Here is a 21,012-nt window from a genome sequence, read left to right on the forward strand (position 1 = left end):
GGTTAGTACATGAGAAGGAAACACGCACTGGCAGGAGCCGCGACAGCGGCGCTCGCCCTGGTGCTCTCCGCCTGTGGCGGCGGAGGCGGCGGAACACAGCAACCCGCGCAGTCCGCCGCCGGCGGCGGCGCGCAAGCGGTGTTCAACGCCGGTCTCACCCAGGTGTGGAACCCGTCCACCAAGAAGGGCGGCACGCTCAAGGCGGCCCACCAGGCCGACTGGGACAGTCTCGACCCCGGTGACACCTACTACGGCTACTCGTTCAACTTCGGCCGCTTCTACTGGCGGACGCTCACCATGTACAAGCCGGGTCCCGGCCCCGAGGGCAACACCGTCGTGCCCGACCTCGCCGAAGGGCTCGGCACGCCCAGCGCGGACGGCAAGACCTGGACGTACAAGCTCAGGAGCGGGCTGAAGTACGAGGACGGCTCGCCGATCACCGCCAAGGACGTCGCCTACGCGGTGGCGCGCTCCTTCGACAAGGAGATCTTCGCGCACGGCCCCTCCTACCTCAACGAGCTGCTCGAGTGGCCGAAGGACTTCAAGGGCGTCTACAAGACCCCGGACGTCGACTACTCCTCGGCCGTCGAGGCGCCCGACGACACGACGGTCGTCTTCCACCTGAAGAAGCCGTTCGCGTCCATGGACTACATCGTGCAGCTGGCGATGACGGCGCCGGTGCCCAAGGACAAGGACACGGGTGCGAAGTACCGGGAGCACGTGGTCTCCTCGGGCCCGTACAAGTTCGAGACCAACGAGGCCGGCAAGCGCTTCACCCTGGTCCGCAACGACCAGTGGGACCCCAAGACCGACCCCAACCGGCCCGCGCTGCCGGACCGGATCGAGGTCCAGCTCAACGTCAACGCCGACGACCTGGACAACCAGCTCATCGCCGGTGACATCCAGCTCGACATCGTCGGCACCGGCGTGCAGCCGGCCGCCCTGGGCCGGATCCTGCCGGACCCGGCGATGAAGGCGCGTACGGACAACCCGACCATCCCCAGGCTCTGGTACGTGTCGGTCATCCCGTACAACAAGCCGCTGGACAACATCGAGTGCCGCAAGGCCGTGCAGTTCGCCGCCGACCGCGTCGCCAACCAGACCGCCTTCGGCGGTGAGCTGGCCGGCGGCGAGATCGCCACGAACGTCATGCCGCCGGGCATCGTCGGCCAGGAGAAGTTCGACCTGTACCCCTCCGCGGGCAACAAGGGCGACCTGACCAAGGCCAAGGCGGCGCTGGCCGCCTGCGGGCAGCCGAACGGCTTCTCCACCACCATGACCTACCGCGCCGACCGCCCCAAGGAGAAGGCGCTGGCCGAGGCCATGGAGCAGGCGCTGGCCAAGGTCGGCATCAAGCTCACGCTCAAGGGCTTCCCGGGCTCCAGCTACTTCTCCGAGTACGCCGGTAACGTCGACTACGTCAAGAAGAACGGCATCGGCCTGGCCGCCCATGGCTGGGGCTCCGACTGGCCCGACGGTTACGGCTTCCTGCAGGCCATCGTCGACAGCCGGACCATCCGCCCCGCGGGCAACTACAACCTGAGCGTCATGAACCCCGAGGTCGACAAGCTGATCGACCAGGCTTCGTCCACGCTCGACGCGAACGCCCGCAACAAGCTCTGGGTCGAGGTCGACAAGAAGGTCATGGAAGACGCCTCCATCCTTCCCGTGGTGTGGGCGAAGACGCTGCTGCTGCGTGGCAAGGGCCTGACGAACGTCGCATACAACGAAGGCCAGAGCATGTACGACTACATCTTGCTCGGCGTCGAGTGACCAGGCGAGGTTCGGGGATCTAGCGAAGGCAGGTGAAGGCAGGAGTGGCCCGGCCGGAGACGGACGGGCCACTCGGCCGGAAGCGGTGCTCACATACATCATCAGACGACTGATCGGCGCGTTCGCGATGCTGATCGTGATCAGCATGGTCACCTTCGGCATCTTCTTCGTCGTGCCGCAGTGGGCCGGGGCGTCCCCCGAGGCCCTCGCCTCGCGCTACGTGGGGCGCGCGGCGACACCCGAGACGGTCGCCCTCGTGACCGAGCGGCTCGGATTCAACGACCCGGTGGTCGTGCAGTACGGGAGATTCGTCAAGGGCATCTTCGCCGGCGCCCAGTACGACTACGGCGCGGGCGTCGAGCAGTGCCCGGCGCCCTGCTTCGGCTACTCCTTCATCAGCGGCCAGCCCGTCTGGCCGGACCTGGTCGACCGCATGCCGGTGACCTTCTCCCTCGCCATCGGCGCCGCCGTCCTGTGGGTGCTGGCCGGCGTGAGCGTGGGCGTCCTCTCCGCGTTGCGCAGGGGCAGCTTCTTCGACCGGCTGTCGATGGGCACCGCGCTGGCCGGCGTGTCCCTGCCGATCTTCTTCACCGGCATGATCTCGCTGGTCATCTTCAGCTACGGCCTTGGCTGGACGCCGCCCGGCGGCGCCTGGACCGACATCACGGTCAACCCCGCGCAATGGGCCTACAACCTGCTGCTGCCGTGGATCACCCTGGCGTTCCTGTTCGCCGCCACCTATGCCCGGCTCACGCGTGCGGGGATGCTGGAGACCATGGGGGAGGACTACATCCGCACCGCCCGCGCCAAGGGGCTGAGCGAGCGTGACGTCGTGGTCAAACACGGGTTGCGGGCCGCGCTGACGCCGCTCCTGACGCTGTTCGGCATTGACTTCGGCCTGCTCATCGGTGGCGCCGTCCTCACCGAGACCACCTACACCCTGCCCGGCCTGGGCCAGTTCGCCATCCTGGCGATCAGGAACCAGGACCTGCCGCAGGTCATGGGCGTGGTGCTGGTCGCCGCCGCCTTCGTGGTGGTGGCGAGTCTGATCGTCGACCTCCTGTACGCCGTGGTCGACCCGAGGGTGAGGCTGTCGTGAGCTTCCTTGACGTCAAGGACCTGAAAATCCATTTCCCGACCGACGACGGGCTGGTCAAGTCCGTCGACGGGCTGTCGTTCGGCGTCGAGCGCGGCAAGACCCTGGGCATCGTGGGCGAGTCCGGCTCCGGCAAGAGCGTGACCAGCCTCGGCGTGCTCGGCCTGCACAAGGGCGGCCGGGCCCGGATCTCCGGCGAGATCTGGCTCGACGGTGAGGAACTCGTCGGCGCCAGCGCCGAGCACGTACGCGGGCTGCGCGGCAAGAAGATGGCGATGATCTTCCAGGATCCGCTGTCCTCGATGCACCCCTTCTACACGGTCGGCCACCAGATCATCGAGGCGTACCGGATCCACCACAGCGTCTCCAAGGCGGTCGCCCGCAAGCACGCGATCGACATGCTCGGCCGGGTCGGCATCCCCGAGCCCGCCAGGCGGGTCGACAGCTACCCGCACGAGTTCTCCGGCGGCATGCGGCAGCGCGCCATGATCGCGATGGCGCTGTCCTGCGACCCCGAGCTGCTCATCGCCGACGAGCCGACCACCGCGCTCGACGTGACCGTGCAGGCCCAGATCCTCGACCTGATGCGCGACCTGCAGCGGGAGTTCAACTCGGCGCTGATCATCATCACGCACGACCTGGGCGTGGTGGCCGAGCTGTCCGACGACATCCTCGTCATGTACGGCGGCAAATGCGTCGAGTTCGGCACCGCCGACGACATCTTCTACCGGCCCGAGCACCCCTACACCTGGGGTTTGCTGGGTTCCATGCCCCGCCTCGACCGCGAGCCCACCGAACGGCTGCTGCCGATCAAGGGCTCCCCGCCGTCGCTGATCAACGTGCCGCCGGGCTGCGCCTTCCACCCGCGCTGCCCGTACGCCGAGCGGACCGGTGACAAGGCCAGGACCGAGGTGCCCGCCCTGGCGGAGACCGAGGGAGGCCACCTGGTGCGCTGCCACATGAGCAAGGACGAGCGCCGGAACCTGTGGGAGACCGAGATCAAGCCAGTGCTGGAGACCCAGTGAGTGAGAACGAGCTGCTGCTTTCCGTGGAGAACATGGAGAAGCACTTCCCCGTGACCAAGGGCCTGCTCAAGCGGCAGGTCGGCGCCGTCAAGGCGGTCGACGGAATCAGCTTCGAGGTGTTCAAGGGCGAGACGCTGGGCCTGGTGGGCGAGTCGGGCTGCGGCAAGTCCACCACGGGACGGCTGGTCACCCGGCTGCTCGAACCCACCGGCGGCAAGATCGTCTTCGAGGGTCAGGACATCACGCACATGAGCCAGGGCAACCTCCGCCCGCTCCGCCGTGACATGCAGATGATCTTCCAGGATCCCTACTCGTCGCTCAACCCCCGCCACACCGTCGGCGCCATCGTCGGGGCTCCGTTCCGCATCCAGGGTGTGAAGACCGAGAGCGGCATCAAGAAGGCCGTCCAGGACATCCTCGCCATGGTCGGGCTCAGCCCCGAGCACTACAACCGCTATCCGCACGAGTTCTCCGGCGGGCAGCGGCAGCGCATCGGCATCGCCCGTACGCTCGCGCTCAAACCCAAGCTGATCATCGCCGACGAGCCGGTCTCCGCGCTCGACGTGTCCATCCAGGCCCAGGTCGTCAACCTGCTCGAAGACCTGCAGAACGAGCTGGACCTCACCTACGTCGTGATCGCCCACGACCTGTCGGTGGTGCGGCACATCAGCGACCGGGTCGCCGTCATGTACCTGGGCAAGATCGTGGAGATCGCCGACCGCAAGCGGCTCTACAGCTCGCCCATGCACCCCTACACCAACGCCCTGCTGTCGGCCGTGCCCGTGCCCGACCCGAAGGGCCGCAAGAACCGGGAGCGGATCCCGCTGGCCGGTGACGTGCCCAGCCCGCTCAACCCGCCGCCCGCCTGCCGTTTCCACACCCGCTGCTGGAAGGCGCAGGACATCTGCAAGACGGTCGAGCCGCCCCTGGAGGAGCTGGCCGGCGGCCACCGCGTCGCCTGCCACTTCCCCGAGAACGCCCCCGCAACGGTCCCGGAACCCGCCGCCGCGGCCGCCACGGAAGCCGAGTGAGGGCCGATCAGGACAGAGCGCCGGGCGTGATCAACCCCGTCTCGTAGGCGAGCACCACGGCCTGCACGCGGTCGCGCAACCCCAGCTTGGTCAGCACGTTGCCGACATGCGTCTTGACCGTGGTCTCGCTCACCACGAGCTTGGCGGCGATCTCGGCGTTGGACATGCCCTTGGCGATCAGCCGCAGCACCTCCAGCTCCCGCTCGGTCAGCCGGTCGAGCCGGGCGGGAGCCGCCTGCTCGTACGCCGACGGCAGCCGGGTCGCGAACCGGTCCAGCAGCCGCCGCGTCACGCTCGGCGCCACGATCGCGTCGCCGGCCGCCACCACCCGGATCGCCTGCACCAGCTCGTCCGGCGGCACGTCCTTCAGCAGGAACCCGGACGCGCCCGAGCGCAGCGCCTCCACGATGTACTCGTCCAGGTCGAACGTCGTCAGCACCAGCACCTTCGGCACGTGCGCCGACGGGGCCGCCTCCCGCACGATCCTGCGGGTCGCCTCGATGCCGTCGACCCCGGGCATCCGGATGTCCATCAGCACCACGTCGGGCAGCAGCGCCCGCGTCTGCTCCTGCGCGTCCTTGCCGTCGCCGGCCTGGCCCACCACCGTGATGTCGGGCTCGGCCTCCAGGATCAGCCGGAATCCCGTGCGCAGCAGCGGCTGGTCGTCCACCAGCAGCACCCTGATCGTCATTGGCCGTCCTTCAACGGGAACCTCGCCCGCACCCCGAAGCCGCCCCCCGGCAGCGGACCGATGCTCAGGATTCCACCATAGAGGGCGACCCGTTCGCGAATCCCCACCAAACCGTGCCCTGTCCGGGCGGGCAGCCCCGACGCGCCCACCCCGTCGTCGGCCACCTCCACATCCAGCTCGCCCGGCTCGTGACGGACCGTCACCACCGCCTCCGCCCCCGAGCCGGCGTGCCGCAGGCTGTTCGTCAGGCCCTCCTGGACCAGCCGGTAGGCGGCCAGGTCCACCCCCGCGGGCAGCGGCCGCGGCTCGCCCTCCACCAGCAGCCGGGTGGGCAGCCCCGCCTCCCGCATCTGCTCCACCAGCAGCGGCAGGTCCTGCATGCCCGGCTGCGGGCCCAGCTCCGCGCGGGCGTCGGTACGCAGCACGCCCACGATGTTGCGCATCTCCGTCATCGCCAGCCGGCCCGTGTGCTCGATCGCCGACAGCGCCTCCCGCGCCAGGTCCGGGTCGGAGGCCAGCACCCGGCGCGCCGCCGCCGCCTGCACCGTCATCACGCTGACGTGGTGGGCGACCACGTCGTGCAGCTCGCGGGCGATCCTCGAACGCTCCTCGGCCCGCGCCGCCCGCGTGTCGGCCGCGTGCGCCCGCTCCAGCCGGTCCGCCCGGTCCCGCAGCTCCTCCAGGTACGCCCGGCGCAGCCGCAGGCTCCGGCCCGCCCCCCAGGCGGCCAGCAGCACCATGGCCACCACGACGTGCTCGCTCCAGCTTGCCGCCTGGGCCGGGCCCGCCGCGGCGTCCAGCGCGTACGTCGTCAGCGAGATCAGCAGCCCGCACAGCGCCACCGCCAGGCCGCGGTGGGCGGCCACCGAATAGAGCAGCACCAGGCCGGCCAGGCTGGAACTGCCGGTGCCGTAGCCGAGCACGCCCAGCAACGCCTCCGGCACCGCGCCGAGGCACAACGCCCTCAGCGGCCACCGCCTGCGCAGCGCCACCGGGGCGCAGGCCAGCACCACGAGCGCGGCGCCGATCGGGTCGGGGTCGCGCATGCCCTCGACCGTCAGCCCCTCGGCCTGGAGCCGGTCGGGACCGTTGAGCAGGAACAGCGCCACCGATGCGGCGGCCACCACCCCGGCGAGCACCGTGTCGTGGAGCCTGCTTCGGTCTATGCGCACCGCTTCACTGTAGGCTCAGCTCAGAGCCCGAAACCTCCTACTTCGGGAGGATAGCCTGCGCACACCGCCCCTACCCGGCCGACGCCCGCCGACCGGCCGGAGCGGTGCGGCGCCCAGGACGCTCCGGTTCGCCGGGACCACCCAGGGGAGTGGGCCGCTTGGCCGTCGAGCCGTCCGGAGCGGCGGGCCGGTGGGTCAGAGCTCGTCGGTTGCCGCGCGGCGGTTGGCGCGTAGCGTGTCGCCCGGCTGGCGGTCGGGCACCGGAGGCGGGGTGCCGCCGAACTCCGGGCACAGCGCCTGGTGATCGCACCAGTCGCACAACCGGCTCCGGCGTGCCCGCCACTCGCCCGTCTCCAGCGACCGCTCGATGGCCGCCCACAACGCCATCACCTTACGCTCGGTGGCCAGCAGGTCGGCCTCGTCGGGCGCATAGCGCAGCACCTCGCCCTGACCGCCCAGGTAGACCAGCTGCAGCAGCCGCGGCACCTGCCCGCGCAGCCGCCACAGCACCAGCGCGTAGAACTTCATCTGGAACAGCGCCTTGGTCTCGAAGTCCGGCCCGGGCGCGGTGCCCGTCTTGTAGTCCACCACCCGGACCTCGCCCGTCGGCGCCACGTCGAGCCGGTCGACGTAGCCCCGGAGCATCAGCCCGCCGTCCAGCACCGCCTCCACGTAGAGCTCGCGCTCGGCGGGCTCCAGCCGCGTCGGGTCCTCCAGAGTGAAATAGCGCTCCAGCATGCCCCGCGCCTGCGCCAGCCACTCCGCCTGGTCGGCCTCGTCGGCGAACATCTCCGCGTATTGCGCGTCCTCGGCCAGCAGCCGCTGCCACTGCGGCTCCAGCAGCTCCAGCGCCGCCCGCACCGAGCGCCGCGGCGCCGGCAGGTCGTAGAGCCGCTCCAGGACCGCGTGCACCACCGTGCCGCGCACGGCGGCCTGCGAGGGTTTCTCGGGAAGCTGATCTATCACCCGAAACCGGTAGAGCAGTGGGCAGGTCATGAAATCGCCCGCCCGGGAGGGGGAGATGGCTCCGATGATCACCGGTTCGGTCAAAGTCATGCACCGCACTCTAAGTCAAGGCCCCGACAGAATAACGCCGGCGGGACGAGGATCCGCGTGATCGGGCGCGTAGCATCAAGGCAGCAACAGCACGTAATGGACGTTCGAGGAGTGCGGTGAGCGAGCAGAGCCCGCGTCAGGAGTTCTCCGGTCTGAGGATGGGAAGGCCCTTCGGCATTCCGGTCTACGTCTCTTGGACCTGGTTCATCGTCGCAGCCTTCATCACGATCATGTTCGGGCCGCAGATGCGGCAGATGCTGCCCGACCTCGGCAGCACGGCGGCCTACGCCGTGGCGTTCGTGTTCGCGGTGCTGCTCTATGTGTCGGTGCTGCTGCACGAGCTCGCCCACAGCGTGCTGGCCAAGGGGTTCGGCCTGCCGGTGCGCAGGATCACCCTCTACCTGCTCGGCGGCGTGTCGGAGATCGAGAAGGAGCCGCCCACGCCCGGCAAGGAGTTCCTGGTCGCCGCCGCGGGGCCGGCGCTGTCGCTGGGGCTGGCCGGCATCGGCCTGGCCGCCGACGTCTACGTGATCAACAACCGCGGCATTTTGGAGGTGCTGGTCTGGCAGCTCTGGGTCGCCAACCTCATCGTCGCCGTGTTCAACCTGCTGCCGGGGCTGCCGCTCGACGGCGGCAGGATGCTGCGCGCCGGGGTGTGGAAGCTGACCAGTAACCCCAGCTCCGGCACCGTCGTGGCCGGCTGGGGCGGGCGGGTGCTGGCCGTGTTGCTGGTGGTGTTCCCGGTGGCGAGCATGCTGTCGGGCGGGAGTTCGTCCGACCCGTTCGATCTGGTGTGGCCGCTGGTGCTGGCGTCGTTCATCTGGCTCGGGGCCAGCCAGGCGCTGCGCTCGGCCAAGATCCGCGCCAGGATCCCGCAGGTCAACGCCCGCTCCCTGGCCCGCAGGGCGATCCCGGTCACCTCCGAGACACCGCTGGCCGAGGCGCTGCGGCAGGCCACCGAGCAGCGGGCGGGCGCCCTCGTCGTCGTCGGCCACGACGGCAGGCCGCTGGCGATCGTCAACGAGGCCGCCGTCCAGGCCACCCCCGAGCACCGCCGCCCCTGGGTGACCGTCGGCTCCCTCGCCAAATCCCTGGAGCCCTCCATGGTGCTGCAGGCCGACCTGGTGGGAGAGCCCCTCATCGACGCGATGCGCGACGCCCCGGGCAGCGAATACCTGCTCGTGGAGCACGGCGGAGAGATCTTCGGCGTGCTCGCCACGGCCGACGTCAACAGGGTCTTCACCGGCGTCTGATATGTCCCACTCGTTTATGAGGCGGCCCCCGGATAGGGTCGTGTCCAGCAGTTTCGGGTGGCCGGAGCCGCCTCCGGCGATTTCTGCGATGCGACGACTGGCCGATAGTGTGCTGTTTGGCCAAAGTTGCACAGTTGAGGGGTTTGTGGCGGTCCACCGGTTCACCGAATCGAGACAAGAGGGCCGCAACAGGGCCTCGTCGTCTGGGTACGTACGGCTGGTGGCCGGCACGGCAGTGCGGGTGCCGTCATATCGCCGGCTTCCGGGGAGGAGATTTGAGTGACCGAGCGCAGCGAAGGCACTGTTGAGCGCGGCACGGTCGTCTTGAGGGAGGACGCATGACCGACCTGGGCTTCGGAGTGGTGCGTCCGCTTCCTGGAAACGGGCTCGTCGCCTATGAGGGCGGGCTGCTGCTGGTCTGTGACGCCAACGAGGCCGCGGCCGACGACCTGCTCGGCGCCCTGCGCGAGACGGCCGCGTCCGGCGGCGACGGACGGGCGCTGGCCCGCCGCGCGGCGCAGGTGCTCGCGGCCAACATGGCGGGCGATCCGGCCACCTGCGCGGTCGCCGGCCCCGTCGGCGGCGGCGTGGCCGTCCTGGTCAGCGGCTCGGCCGCGGCCACCATCGGCACCCCCGCCGGCGAGACCCGGCTGGCCGGCAGCGACTCCCTGACCTGGGCCGACCGGCTCGTCGCCGGCCCGGTGGAGCGGGTCGAGCTGAGCCTGCCCGGCGCCGGCAACCCGCACCCCGCGGTCCGCCTCGAAAGCGGTGTGGTGCACGGCGGCGGCCTCGTCGGCGATCTCACCGACCGTCCCGCCGTCCCCGCTCCCGCCCCGTCCAGGCCGCTGACCAGCGAGATGCCGGACACGGCCTTCCACATCGAGCCGGACCTGATCCCGCCGCCCCCGCCCGCGGAGCGGCCGCCCTACCCGCTGGCCGACCAGCCGCAGGCCCCGCAGAGCCCGCCCTCCGGCCCGCAGCCCGCGCCCGTGGAGCAGCCGCCGTACCACACCCCGCCGGAGCAGCAGCCGTACCACACGCCCCCGGAGCAGGCCGCTCCCTACCTTCCCTCGCCGGAGCCCTCCTTCCACCAGCCCTCCGAGCAGCCCCCCTACCCGGGCTCGCAGGAGCAGCCGCTCTTCCCGGGGCCGCAGGAGCAGCCTCCGCACCCCGAGTCGCAGTTCCCGTCCTTCGACGAGCCGCAGTCCTCCGGCAACGGCGTCGCCGACCAGCAGGCCCAGCAGCACCTGGGCCCGCCGGAGCCCTACGACCACGCCGCGCCGCCCGTGCTCGGGCCACCCGACCACTTCGACCACCCGGGCCAGCCGCAGGACCAGCCGTCCGAGCACGGCGACCGCCCCCTGGTCTACGGCGTCGACTGCAAGAACGACCACTTCAACGACCCCCGCTCGCCCTACTGCGCGGTCTGCGGCATCGCCCTGGTGCACCGCACCCTCGTCCCCTACAAGGGCCCGCGCCCGTCGCTCGGCGTCCTCATCCTGGACGACGGCACGGCGCTGCCCCTGGAGAGCGACTACCTGCTGGGCCGCGACCCCGAGCGGGCCCCCGAGGTGGCCGGCGGCAGCGCCAGGCCCGCCAAGGTGACCAGCCCGGACGGCTCGGTGTCCCGCCGGCACCTGCGGGTGGCACTGGACGGCTGGGACGTCAACCTGGTCGATTTGGGCTCGGTCAACGGCACCCAGATCCAGCCGCCCGGCGACCCGAACTTCTACGACATCCCACCCAACGAGCCCGTCACCATCGCCCCGGGGACGACCGTCCGTGTGGGCGTCTCCCGCACCCTCCGCTTCGAGGCGCACCGGGGGTAGGCACTTCCTCCGGCGAACGCCCGCGTCCCTGAGCGGGGCGCGGGCGTACGCGTCGCTCGACACGTGCACCAGCCGCCCGCCCACCCGCGACACCCCCAGGGCGACGTACGCCGCCCCGTCCGCCGTGCTCGCCCAGTCCGCCTGACGGTAAGCGGCATTGACCGTCGCCTCCGGCCGGAACTTCTCGAACAACTCCTCCACCGCGGTCCGCGACCGCACGTCCAGAGCCAGCCAGGCCGCCCCGGGGCACCCACCGGGCCTGCGCAGATAGGTCGCGCCCACCTCATGCCCCGCCGCCGCGCACAGGCGTACGAGCTCGCCGCCGAGAAACCCGCTCCCACCGACGATGAGAACTTTCACGAGCCGCCACGCTACCCCAAGCCCTCCTTCCCGACGGCCTGTGCCGCATGGGCTGAGATCGGTGTTCCGGTGGGAGGCGGCTCGTGTCACAGGAGGCTGAGGCGCCACTCCGGCAGGGTTCCGTTCGGTGGCCGCACGGCCTGTCTCCTGGCCTCGTCCGCGAACAGCCGCAGGCCGAGGCCGTCGAAATCCGAGGCGACCGCGAGCGGTCTCGACGGGTCCGCCTCGGCCACGGCTCGCGCGTGCTGTGCGGCGAGCCGTACGCGGGGGACTTCGTGGAGCGTCGCCGGCTCCGTCAGGTGGGGGAGCGCCCAGGCGTACGGCGTCGTGCGACGCGACCGCCTCGGACGCCACAGCCCCGGTCGCCCGGCACCGCTCCGCGTGAGCGAGCGCCAGCTCCACCGCCCGGGCCCGAACCCGCGGCCGCCTCCACCGGCGGCTCCGGATCGGCCGCCAGCGCGCCCGCCAGCCGCCATCCCGTGATCCGTGCCGGTCGGCACCCCTGCGCGCCCCAGCGGCCTCCAGGGCGGCCGTGAGGCCCGCATACCGGGCGCGACGCCGGGTCCCGGGGCGACGTTCCCGAGCCGCGTCACCGTACCGGGGGTGCGCCGGCCGTACGACCACTCCACCGTCCCAGCGGGGTACGGCGTCCCGGTCGCATGCGGCGCCTCGGCGGGGCGTCCCGGCCGGACGCGGCCTGTCGGGGGAGCGGGGCGTCGTGGTCGCGTTCGGTGACGAGGCGGTGGGCGCCGGGGGTTACGCCGATGATGCGAAAAGCCGATCGCCTGCCTTCCGTTTCCGTGCCCGGCGAAGGCGAAGGCGGACGCCGGACCGCCGGCTCCACGGACGCCGGACGGCAACACCGGAAATCTCGCATGGGCGGCTCAGGATTCTCCCAGGGCGCCAGGGAGCGCGTCGGCCCCGCGAGTCCACCGGGGGTTCGATGGAGGCGGCCGAGACACCGGGGAGGCGAGGGCGGCCGGCGCGGGAGGGCGGGGCAGGCTGCATTACGCCTTCTCCCGAAAAATAGCAATTTTAAAGTATAAGCCGCTGAATGGGCGAAAAATCTTCGGAAGGGCTCGATGGAGCGGCCGGCCAGTGGGGGCGACCCGCGAAATTCGCTGCTTTATCGGGCCGTCCATAATCCAGAGATCCGGCCCGGTCGCATACCGGATCCCCGTCCCTAGGCCGGTCGGAAGGCCCGTACGCCCCGTAACAGGCGCACCGCCGCCTCAAGCCCGCTCGCCGCCTCCAGCGCCCGCCCCGCGGCCGTCGCGAACCGGCTCAGCAGATGCTCGTCCCCGTCGCCGAACGCCCGCCCCGCGACCCACACGAAGGTGTGATCCAGCATCGCCGCCGGCACAGGCGTGGCCAGGAACCCCGGCTCGCCCATGGACGGGTCCCGCACCAGCCGTACCGTGACCGACCCGGCCGCGAGCTCCTTCAGCACCCCGGATTCGGCCAGCCACCGCCGCACCCGCAGCGGATCCCCCGCTGGGGCGTGGAGGTGGATGCAGTGCGCCTCCCGCCGCAGCGCGTCCACGCGGACGAGCCCCGCGTAGGTGGTTCCCGCGACGGCGGCGGCGGTCCGGGCCAGCCGATCGACCAGGTCCGCGGTCTCCAGGCAGGAGAAGACGGCGATGAGTTCGCGCATGGCGATGCCGGCACGGTTATGCGGCATGCGGTGGCCCTGCTGCGGAGGGAACGAGATCGCGCGACCCGATCACGCGACACTCAAGTGCGGGTGCCCTGACTATCACCCCCGCCGCGGCTCTTGACCAGCCCTCAACTGGAAATCAGGATTTTTGCCTATTTCAGCCAGCCCCTACCGCAGCCGCAGCACCATGGACACGGTCTCGGGGGCCGGAGCCTACGACCGCGGCCGCAGCAGCGCCCACTGCACGTCGTCCGCCCACGTGCCGTCCCCCTTGGGGAACAACTCCCGCTGCAGGCCCTCCCGCTGGAACCCGGCCCGCTCCAGCACCCCGTGCGAGGCCGTGTTCCCCGCCTCGGTCCCCGCCACGACGCGGCGCAGCGGCGTACGGGCGAAGGCCCACTCCAGCAGCAGCCCCACCGCCCGCGTCATGAACCCCCTCCCCCGGAACTCCGGCAGCAGCGAATAGCCGATCATCGCCTGCCCCAGCGCCGGCACCACCTGCGTGAGCTGCAGATGCCCCGCGAACGCCGCCGACCCCGCGTCCCTGATGGCCAGCTCGACCCGCTGGCCCGACACCCACCAGTAACCGGTGTACCGGCATCGCCGCTCGTCGTCCTCCAGTGTGCCCGGGGTCCCCATGAAGTAGGCCGCCACGCTCGGGTCGGTCAGCATCCGGTGGTAGTCCCCGGCGTCCCCCACGGTCAGCGGCGCCAGCCGTACGACGCCGTCGCCCAACTCCCCGCCGTCGAAGAACGGCAGGTACGGCTCCGCCCCGTCCACCGCGTCCCCCGCCAGCCGGCCGAAGGTGACGAGGTCCGTCCACCGCCCGTCCCGCAGCCGGACGGCGTCCCGCCGCCGCCCCTCCTCCCGGAACCCCGCCTTGTACGCCACCCGCAGGCTCGCCACGTTCTCCACCTCGGCCTGCAGCTCGACCCGGCGCACCCCCTGGTCGAAGAGCCAATCCGAGACCGCCCGCGCCGCCGTCCCCGCCACGTTCTTGCCCCGGGCCCATGGCGCCACCAGGAAGCCCAGCTCCGCCACGCCCCACTGGTCCGGCGGCCGCGCCCAGACCAGGCCGACGACCCGGTCGCTCTCCGTGATCGCGAACTCCGCCCCGCCGCCGTCCCACCGCGCCGCCGCGCCCTGGAGGTGGTCGCGTGCGTGCTCCGGCGCGTACGGCACCGGCAGCAGCGGCATGAACCTGGCCGTCACCGGATCCGCGCACATCCGCGCGATCGCCTCGGCGTCCCCCACCAGGGGAGGCCGCAGGATCAGGGAGCCGGTGGAGATCACATCGCGCGGGAGCATCCCCCATAGATATCGCGCGTCCGGAGGCACCCGAAAGCCCTATACCCTTGCCGCCATGGGTTTCCGCAGGCATGGGCCTTTCCGGGCGGGGGATCAGGTGCAGCTCACCGACCCCAAGAACAAACGCCACACGATCACGCTCAAAGAGGACGGCGTCTTCCACACCCACAAGGGCGCCATCCCGCACAGCGATCTGATCGGGCAGCCCGAAGGCTCCGTCGTGCGCTCCTCCGGCGGCACCCAGTACCTCGCCTTCCGCCACCTGCTGCAGGACTACACGCTCGTCATGCCGCGCGGCGCGGCCGTCATCTACCCCAAGGACGCCTCGATGATCGTCGGTATGGCCGACATCTTCCCCGGCGCCCGCGTCGTCGAGGCCGGCGTCGGCTCCGGCGCCCTGACCTGCTTCCTGCTGCGCGCCGTAGGCCCCGAGGGCCACGTCACCTCCTACGAGCGGCGCGAGGACTTCGCCGACGTGGCGCGCAAGAACGTGGAGAAGTTCTACGGCGAGTCCATGGAGGACAACTGGCGGCTGGTCGTCGGCGACCTGGTGGGCTCCATCGACGAGATCGACGTCGACCGCGTCATCCTCGACATGCTCGCCCCCTGGGAGTGCGTCGACGCCGCCGCCAAGGCCCTCACCCCGGGCGGGGTGATCTGCTGTTATGTGGCCACCACCACCCAGATGTCAAAGACGGTCGAGGTCATTCGTGATCACGGGTGTTTCACCGAGCCGCATGCGTGGGAGACCCTGGTTCGCGACTGGCATGTCGAAGGTCTCGCGGTGAGACCCGATCATCGGATGATCGGTCACACCGGGTTCCTCGTCACCGCCCGCCGCATGGCCGACGGCGTGACCCCGCCGCCGCGCCGTCGCCGACCGAAGGGGACGACCGAGGAACTATGACAATTTGGCCACGAGGGTGCGTTCGTGCGTGACACGGGAACAGATCGCCGTGTTCATATGCTGGGAGTATTAAACGCACTATTAGGGATTATTCAACGAACACTGAATGTCACTCGACGAACACTGCCCGGCCAGGTTACGGAGGGGCCCGAGATAGGTAAGGTCCTAAGTAGTCGCCCTCGACTGGGAAGGAGGTGACGGGGCGTGGCAGCTCGCGATGATGCTGAGGCTCGAGCCGCGCAGCGCGAACGGGAGGTCGCTGATCTTTCAACACAGGTCTCCTTCCTCCAGGAGGAGATCACCGCGCTGAGGCGGAAACTGGCCGAGTCACCCCGTCAGGCCAGGGTCCTCGAAGAGCGTCTCCATGAGGCACAGGCGAATCTCGCGGCCGTGACAGGCCAGAACGAGCGCCTGGTGGCAACCCTCAAGGAGGCCAGGGACCAGATCGTCGCCCTCAAGGAGGAGGTCGACCGGCTGGCGCAGCCGCCATCCGGCTTCGGCACCTTCCTCGAGGCCCGAGAAGACGGCACGATCGAGGTGTTCACCGGCGGCCGCAAGCTCCGGGTGAACGTCAGCCCTGCCGTTGACGTCGACTCGCTGCGGCGTGGCCAGGAGGTCATGCTCAACGAGGCCCTCAACGTGGTCGAAGCCCTCGGCTACGAAGAGGTCGGCGAGATCGTGATGCTCAAAGAACTGCTCGACGAGGGAAAGCGGGCCCTGGTCATCTCGCACGCCGACGAAGAGCGCGTCGTGCGACTGGCCGAGTCGCTGGTCGGCCAGCCCATCAGGGCGGGCGACTCGCTCCTGCTCGAGCCGCGCTCCGGCTACGTCTACGAGCGCATACCCAAGTCCGAAGTCGAAGAGCTCGTGCTCGAAGAGGTCCCTGACATCTCCTACGAGGAGATCGGCGGGCTCATGCGGCAGATCGAGCAGATCAGGGACGCCATCGAGCTGCCCTACCTGCACGCCGACCTGTTCCGCGAGCACAAACTGCGGCCCCCCAAGGGCGTGCTCCTCTACGGCCCGCCCGGCTGCGGCAAGACGCTCATCGCCAAGGCCGTCGCCAACTCCCTGGCCAAGCAGGTCGCGGAGAAGACCGGTCAGTCCGGCAAGAGCTTCTTCCTCAACATCAAGGGCCCCGAGCTTCTCAACAAGTACGTCGGCGAGACCGAGCGGCACATCCGCCTGGTCTTCCAGCGTGCCCGTGAGAAGGCCTCCGAAGGCACCCCGGTGATCGTGTTCTTCGACGAGATGGACTCGATCTTCCGCACCCGAGGCTCCGGCGTGTCCTCCGACGTCGAGAACACGATCGTCCCCCAGCTGCTGTCGGAGATCGACGGCGTCGAAGGGCTGGAGAACGTCATCGTCATCGGCGCCTCCAACCGCGAGGACATGATCGACCCGGCGATCCTGCGGCCCGGCCGCCTGGACGTCAAGATCAAGATCGAGCGGCCGGACGCCGAGGCGGCCAAGGACATCTTCTCCAAATACCTCATCGCGGACCTTCCCCTGCACCCCGATGACCTGGCGGAGCACGGCAACTCCCGCGGGGCCACGATCCAGGGCATGATCCAGAGCGTCGTCGAGCGGATGTACACCGAGAGCGAGGAAAACCGCTTCCTCGAGGTGACCTACGCCAACGGCGACAAGGAAGTCCTCTACTTCAAGGACTTCAACTCCGGCGCGATGATCCAGAACATCGTCGACCGGGGCAAGAAGATGGCCATCAAGCAGTTCCTCGAGAGCGGCCAGAAGGGCCTGCGGGTGCAGCACCTGCTCACGGCCTGCGTGGATGAGTTCTCCGAGAACGAGGACCTGCCCAACACCACCAACCCCGACGACTGGGCCCGCATCTCCGGCAAGAAGGGCGAGCGGATCGTCTACATCCGTACGCTCGTCTCCGGCAAGCAGGGCACCGAGGCCGGCCGTTCCATCGACACCGTCGCCAACACCGGCCAGTACCTCTGATCCACGGAAAACGGGAGGGCCCGCCCCGGGCCCTCCCGTTCCGCTGCGCGCACTCCCTCTCAGGGAGAAAACACCCCCTTCCCCGCAAAAGACCCCGGCCGGAGCACGGCGAGAGGGCCCGGCGGCGGAAGGGACGGCCCATGCCGCGGATAAGGCATGCGCAACGCCCCGATGAGGCGCACACTGACGCTGTGGCCCCGCTCAAACGGATAGACGTGCACGTCGAAGGCCTCGTCCAAGGCGTGGGCTTCCGCGCCTTCGTCTGCTCCCTCGCCAACCGGCTGGGCCTGGCGGGCCGGGTACGCAACGACGCCGACGGGGTGTTCATCGAAGTCGAAGGAGCCCTCGCCGGAGTCGAGGAATTCCTCACCGCCCTCGAACGCGACGCCCCCGCCCTGTCCGAGATCGAACACGTCACCATCGTCAGCGCCGAACCCACCGGGCACAGCGGCTTCACCATCGCCGCCGGCGACCCCTCCGGGCTGTGCCGCGCCCTCGTCCGCGCCGACAGCGCCCCCTGCGACGACTGCCTGCGCGAACTCGCCGACCCCGCCGACCGGCGGCACCGCCACCCGTTCATCACCTGCGCCCGCTGCGGTCCCCGCTTCACCATCGTGCGCGGCGCCCCCTGCGACCGGCAGCTCACCACCATGGCCGGGTTCGCCATGTGCCCCGCCTGCGCGGCCGAATACGACGACCCCGGCAACCGCCGCTTCCAGTCCCAGCCCACCTGCTGCCCCGCCTGCGGACCCCGGCTCAGGCTGCACGACGCCCGCGGCACCGAACTGTGCGGCGACCCCATCACCAGTGCCGCCACCCTGCTCCGCGCCGGGCGCGTCGTCGCCGTCAAGGGCCCCGGCGGCTACCACCTCGCCGTCCCCGCCGCGCACGAGCAGGCCGCCGCCACCCTGCGCGGCCGCAAGCACCGCGAGGAGAGGCCGTTCGCGATCATGGCCGCCGACCTCGCACAGGCCCGTCTGCTGTGCGACGTCGACGACGGCGCCGCCGACCTCCTCACCAGCCGCGCCCGCCCCGTCGTGGTGCTGCCCCGCCGCGCCGGCGCCCCTGTGGCCGGCTCCGTCGCCCCCGGCGACCGCGGCCTCGGCATCATGCTGCCCGCCACGCCGCTGCACCACCTCCTGCTCGCCGAACTCGGCGAACCCCTCGCCCTGGCCGCCGGCAACGTCCGCGACGAGCCCGTCGCCCATGAGGACGCCGACGCGCTCACCCGGCTCGGCGGCATCGCCGACGCCTTCCTCGTCCACGACCGGCCCATCCACGTACGCACCGACGACTCCGTCCTGCGGCCCATGGCCGGGGAGATGACCGTGCTACGGCGGGCCCGCGGATACGCGCCCGAACCGCTCGTCCTGCGCCGCCCCGCGCCCCGGCCGGTGCTCGCCTGCGGCGCCCGGCTCCAGAGCACCTTCTGCCTCGCGCAGGGCCGGCGGGCGTTCGTCTCCCACCACATCGGCGACCTGGAACACCCCGACACGCTCCGCACGTACGTCGAGAGCATCGACCACTACTGCGGGCTGCTCGACCTGCGGCCCCAGCTCGTCGCCCACGACCCGCACCCCGGCTACCCCTCCACCCGGCACGCCCTGGAGATCCCCGGCGCCGAACTCGTCCCCGTCCCGCACCACCACGCCCACATCGCCGCCTGCCTCGCCGACAACGGCGTCCCCGGACCCGTGCTCGGCGTCGTCCTCGACGGCCCCGACGGCGCCGGCCTGGGCGGCGAGTTCCTGCGGGCCGACCTGACCGGCTGCCGGCGCCTCGGCCACCTCGCTGCCGTGCCCATGCCCGCCGCCGCCGTCCGGCAGCCCTGGCGCATGGCCGCCGCCTACCTGCGCGACGACCACCCCGACCTCGACGTCGTACGCCGCCACGCCGGCGAGTGGGCCGGCCAGTTCTCCGGCCCACCGGACACGACCAGCGCCGGCCTGCTGTTCGACGCCGTCGCGGCGCTGCTCGGCCTCCGCGACAAGATCACGTACGAGGGGCAGGCCGGCGCCGAGCTCGAACAACACGCCGACCCCGCCGAAACCGGCGCCTACCCCGCCTCCCTCACCCCCGGCGACCCGCTCGTCGTCACCGCCGCCGACCTCGTGCGCGCCGCCGCCACCGACCTGGCCGGCGGCGTGGACACCCACGTCATCGCCGCCCGCTTCCACAACGGCGTGGCCGCCGCCGTCGCCGCCGCCTGCGCCACCCTCCGGCAGGCCACCGGCCTGTCCACCGTGGCGCTGTCCGGCAGCGTCTTCCAGAACGCCTTCCTGCTGGAAGGCACGGTACGGCGGCTGCGCGCGGCCGGCTTCCGGGTGCTGAGACACGTGCGCGTGCCACCTCATGACGGCGGCCTCAGCCTCGGCCAGGCCGCCGTCGCCGCCGCCCGCCCCCGCGCCTGACCATTCCGGCTCCCCGCCGCCTGGCCGGCCCCAGGAAGAGCGCAGCGGCCTCCACAGCGCCTCCACAGCGCCTCCGGAGGGCCTTGGGGCCGCCTTCGCCGCTTGGAGCCGGCATGGAGCCGGCATGGACCCGGCATGGAGGCGCGCCCGGTCGCGGCCGAGCTTCTGGTGCCTTGGCGGGCCGAGTCACATGTATCGGACATGCCCGCCTCAGGGTTACGGACGTGACAGGAGAGGATCATGGAACCGAAGTGATCTACGTGACGTCTAAGGGCCGTGCATCAACCAAACCGGCCGAAGCATGCTCGGGGAGACGGCCGGTTGGCCGAACTCGACCTCCTGCGATTCCTCGCCGCGCTCGCCGTGGTGGCCTTCCACTTCCTGGTGGCCTACGCCTCCGTCTGGGATGACCGGCCCGCGGAGCTGTTCCCCGCGCTGGCGCCCGTCGCGGGCCTGGGCATCCTCGGGGTCGAGCTGTTCTTCATCATCAGCGGATTCGTCATCCTCATGACCGTCTGGGGACGCGGCCTCGGCGCCTTCGCCCGCTCCCGCCTGGTCCGCCTCTACCCGGCGTACTGGCTCAGCCTGGCCGCCATCGCCGCCCTCTACGGGCTCACCGGCGCCAAGGCGCTCAACCCAAAACTTTCACCAGGTGACTACCTGCTGAACGCCACCATGTTCCAGCGGCTGTTCAAGGTCACCGACGCCAGCGGCGTCTACTGGTCGCTCTGGGCCGAGCTGCGCTTCTACCTCCTGATCGCCATCCTCGTGATCGTCGGCGTCACGTACCGGCGGGTCCTGGTGTTCGCCGGGACCTGGCTGGTGGCCACCCTGACCGTGAAACTGCTCGAGGACAACGTGCCCACGGTCATCGGCGAGATCGTCATGCCCGACTACGCCCCGTACTTCATCGCCGGCATGGCCCTGTACCTCATCCACAAGCACGGCAGCGCCTTCCTGCCCTGGCTCTACGTCGCCGGCGGATACGGCCTGGCGATCCCCTCCGCGCTCGGCCGGGTCGGGCGGCGCGTCGAGGCCGCGGGTTTCAAGAACATGCCCGTCACCGACCTCAGCGTGATCATCACCATCACGCTGATCTTCATCCTGACGGCTCTCGTCGCACTCGGCCTGCTCCGGCTCAAACCCTCCAGGACGCTCACCGCGCTCGGCGGCACGACATACCCGCTTTACCTGTTCCATAGCATCGTCGCGGTGGCCCTCATCCCGCTCCTCACCGGCGGCCTGCCCCCCTGGGCCGTGGTCACGATCACGACGCTGACCGCGATTCTGCTGTCGTATCTCGTGTACTCCTTTGCCGAACGCCCCATCCAGCGGCTACTCAAGCCCCGCAGACCGCAGCAAACCCCATCAGCTCCCGCCGTACAGGTTGAAAAGGCGTCGGTGCCATAACTCTGTGGCCCTGGGGCACTGTGAAGGGCATAGGCTCGGGCATATAAACGGCGGATAGACAGACC

16 protein-coding genes and 1 pseudogene are annotated in these 21,012 nt (G+C 70.6%); 10 read left to right on the top strand and 7 right to left on the bottom strand.

Annotated elements, in window-relative coordinates:
- Positions 1-9: 9 nt before the first annotated feature.
- The 4 genes from ABGB18_RS18775 to ABGB18_RS18790 all read left to right on the top strand — a co-directional run bounded on the left by ABGB18_RS18775 (position 10) and on the right by ABGB18_RS18790 (position 4,925).
- Positions 10-1,773: an ABC transporter substrate-binding protein gene (locus ABGB18_RS18775; protein WP_347696805.1), complete on the top strand. Its 1,764-nt coding sequence runs from the start codon at positions 10-12 to the stop codon at positions 1,771-1,773.
- A gap of 85 nt (positions 1,774-1,858) precedes the next feature.
- Positions 1,859-2,872, top strand: coding sequence for an ABC transporter permease (locus tag ABGB18_RS18780; RefSeq protein WP_347696806.1), 1,014 nt, complete (start codon positions 1,859-1,861; stop codon positions 2,870-2,872).
- Entirely contained in the window at positions 2,869-3,894 is a 1,026-nt protein-coding gene (locus tag ABGB18_RS18785; protein ID WP_347696807.1) for an ABC transporter ATP-binding protein, read from the top strand. Before ABGB18_RS18780 ends, ABGB18_RS18785 begins: the two co-directional genes overlap by 4 nt.
- Before the next feature lie 32 nt (positions 3,895-3,926).
- Complete coding sequence (locus tag ABGB18_RS18790) at positions 3,927-4,925, top strand: dipeptide ABC transporter ATP-binding protein (RefSeq protein WP_347696955.1); 999 nt, start codon at positions 3,927-3,929, stop codon at positions 4,923-4,925.
- Positions 4,926-4,932: 7 nt separating this feature from the next.
- On the opposite strand, the gene ABGB18_RS18795 is transcribed toward ABGB18_RS18790, so the two are convergent.
- The 3 genes from ABGB18_RS18795 to ABGB18_RS18805 all read right to left on the bottom strand — a co-directional run bounded on the left by ABGB18_RS18795 (position 4,933) and on the right by ABGB18_RS18805 (position 7,844).
- Entirely contained in the window at positions 4,933-5,616 is a 684-nt protein-coding gene (locus ABGB18_RS18795; protein ID WP_347696808.1) for a response regulator transcription factor, read from the bottom strand.
- The gene (locus ABGB18_RS18800; protein WP_347696809.1) at positions 5,613-6,788 is read right to left on the bottom strand and encodes a sensor histidine kinase; all 1,176 of its coding nucleotides are present in this window, start codon (positions 6,786-6,788) and stop codon (positions 5,613-5,615) included. The genes ABGB18_RS18795 and ABGB18_RS18800 overlap by 4 nt, the downstream gene beginning before the upstream one ends.
- Before the next feature lie 195 nt (positions 6,789-6,983).
- Positions 6,984-7,844 (bottom strand): RecB family exonuclease, encoded by an 861-nt coding sequence (locus tag ABGB18_RS18805; protein WP_347696810.1) that lies wholly within the window; start codon positions 7,842-7,844, stop codon positions 6,984-6,986.
- A gap of 116 nt (positions 7,845-7,960) precedes the next feature.
- Between ABGB18_RS18805 and ABGB18_RS18810 the strand changes: the two genes are divergently transcribed.
- On the top strand, positions 7,961-9,097 hold the full coding sequence (locus ABGB18_RS18810; protein WP_347696811.1) for a site-2 protease family protein: 1,137 nt from the start codon (positions 7,961-7,963) through the stop codon (positions 9,095-9,097).
- 338 nt (positions 9,098-9,435) lie between these two features.
- The gene (locus ABGB18_RS18815) at positions 9,436-10,926 is read left to right on the top strand and encodes an FHA domain-containing protein (protein ID WP_347696812.1); all 1,491 of its coding nucleotides are present in this window, start codon (positions 9,436-9,438) and stop codon (positions 10,924-10,926) included.
- Positions 10,927-10,989: 63 nt separating this feature from the next.
- On the opposite strand, the pseudogene ABGB18_RS18820 reads toward ABGB18_RS18815, so the two are convergent.
- From ABGB18_RS18820 to ABGB18_RS18835, 4 genes and pseudogenes are all read right to left on the bottom strand, one after another.
- Positions 10,990-11,394, bottom strand: a pseudogene (locus ABGB18_RS18820) (NAD-dependent epimerase/dehydratase family protein); the annotation flags it as partial.
- On the bottom strand, positions 11,373-11,519 hold the full coding sequence (locus tag ABGB18_RS18825; protein WP_347696813.1) for a hypothetical protein: 147 nt from the start codon (positions 11,517-11,519) through the stop codon (positions 11,373-11,375). The pseudogene ABGB18_RS18820 and the gene ABGB18_RS18825, both read right to left, overlap by 22 nt.
- Positions 11,520-12,469: 950 nt before the next feature.
- Complete coding sequence (locus ABGB18_RS18830; protein ID WP_347696814.1) at positions 12,470-12,967, bottom strand: hypothetical protein; 498 nt, start codon at positions 12,965-12,967, stop codon at positions 12,470-12,472.
- Between the two features lie 189 nt (positions 12,968-13,156).
- Positions 13,157-14,251, bottom strand: a complete 1,095-nt coding sequence (locus tag ABGB18_RS18835) for a GNAT family protein (RefSeq protein WP_347696815.1) — start codon at positions 14,249-14,251, stop codon at positions 13,157-13,159.
- A gap of 55 nt (positions 14,252-14,306) precedes the next feature.
- Here ABGB18_RS18835 and ABGB18_RS18840 point away from each other — a divergent pair, with 55 nt between their 5' ends.
- From ABGB18_RS18840 to ABGB18_RS18855, 4 genes are all read left to right on the top strand, one after another.
- Positions 14,307-15,158, top strand: a complete 852-nt coding sequence (locus ABGB18_RS18840; protein ID WP_347696816.1) for a tRNA (adenine-N1)-methyltransferase — start codon at positions 14,307-14,309, stop codon at positions 15,156-15,158.
- Between the two features lie 204 nt (positions 15,159-15,362).
- Entirely contained in the window at positions 15,363-17,126 is a 1,764-nt protein-coding gene (gene arc / locus ABGB18_RS18845; RefSeq protein ID WP_090941012.1) for a proteasome ATPase, read from the top strand.
- Positions 17,127-17,317: 191 nt separating this feature from the next.
- Entirely contained in the window at positions 17,318-19,537 is a 2,220-nt protein-coding gene (hypF, locus tag ABGB18_RS18850) for a carbamoyltransferase HypF (protein WP_347696817.1), read from the top strand.
- A 321-nt stretch (positions 19,538-19,858) separates the two neighbouring features.
- The gene (locus tag ABGB18_RS18855) at positions 19,859-20,947 is read left to right on the top strand and encodes an acyltransferase (RefSeq protein ID WP_347696818.1); all 1,089 of its coding nucleotides are present in this window, start codon (positions 19,859-19,861) and stop codon (positions 20,945-20,947) included.
- The last annotated feature ends 65 nt before the right edge of the window (positions 20,948-21,012 follow it).

The sequence above is a fragment of the Nonomuraea sp. B12E4 genome (genome assembly GCF_039871825.1).
GTDB lineage: Bacteria > Actinomycetota > Actinomycetes > Streptosporangiales > Streptosporangiaceae > Nonomuraea.

Coding starts and splice junctions, on each gene's coding strand:
- ABGB18_RS18775 (WP_347696805.1), top strand. CDS start 10: ATGAGAAGGAAACACGCACTGGCAGGAGCCGCGACAGCGGCGCTCGCC.
- ABGB18_RS18790 (WP_347696955.1), top strand. CDS start 3,927: ATGGAGAAGCACTTCCCCGTGACCAAGGGCCTGCTCAAGCGGCAGGTC.
- ABGB18_RS18795 (WP_347696808.1), bottom strand. CDS start 5,616: ATGACGATCAGGGTGCTGCTGGTGGACGACCAGCCGCTGCTGCGCACG.
- ABGB18_RS18805 (WP_347696810.1), bottom strand. CDS start 7,844: ATGACTTTGACCGAACCGGTGATCATCGGAGCCATCTCCCCCTCCCGG.
- ABGB18_RS18815 (WP_347696812.1), top strand. CDS start 9,436: ATGACCGACCTGGGCTTCGGAGTGGTGCGTCCGCTTCCTGGAAACGGG.
- ABGB18_RS18830 (WP_347696814.1), bottom strand. CDS start 12,967: ATGCCGCATAACCGTGCCGGCATCGCCATGCGCGAACTCATCGCCGTC.
- ABGB18_RS18835 (WP_347696815.1), bottom strand. CDS start 14,251: ATGCTCCCGCGCGATGTGATCTCCACCGGCTCCCTGATCCTGCGGCCT.
- ABGB18_RS18840 (WP_347696816.1), top strand. CDS start 14,307: ATGGGTTTCCGCAGGCATGGGCCTTTCCGGGCGGGGGATCAGGTGCAG.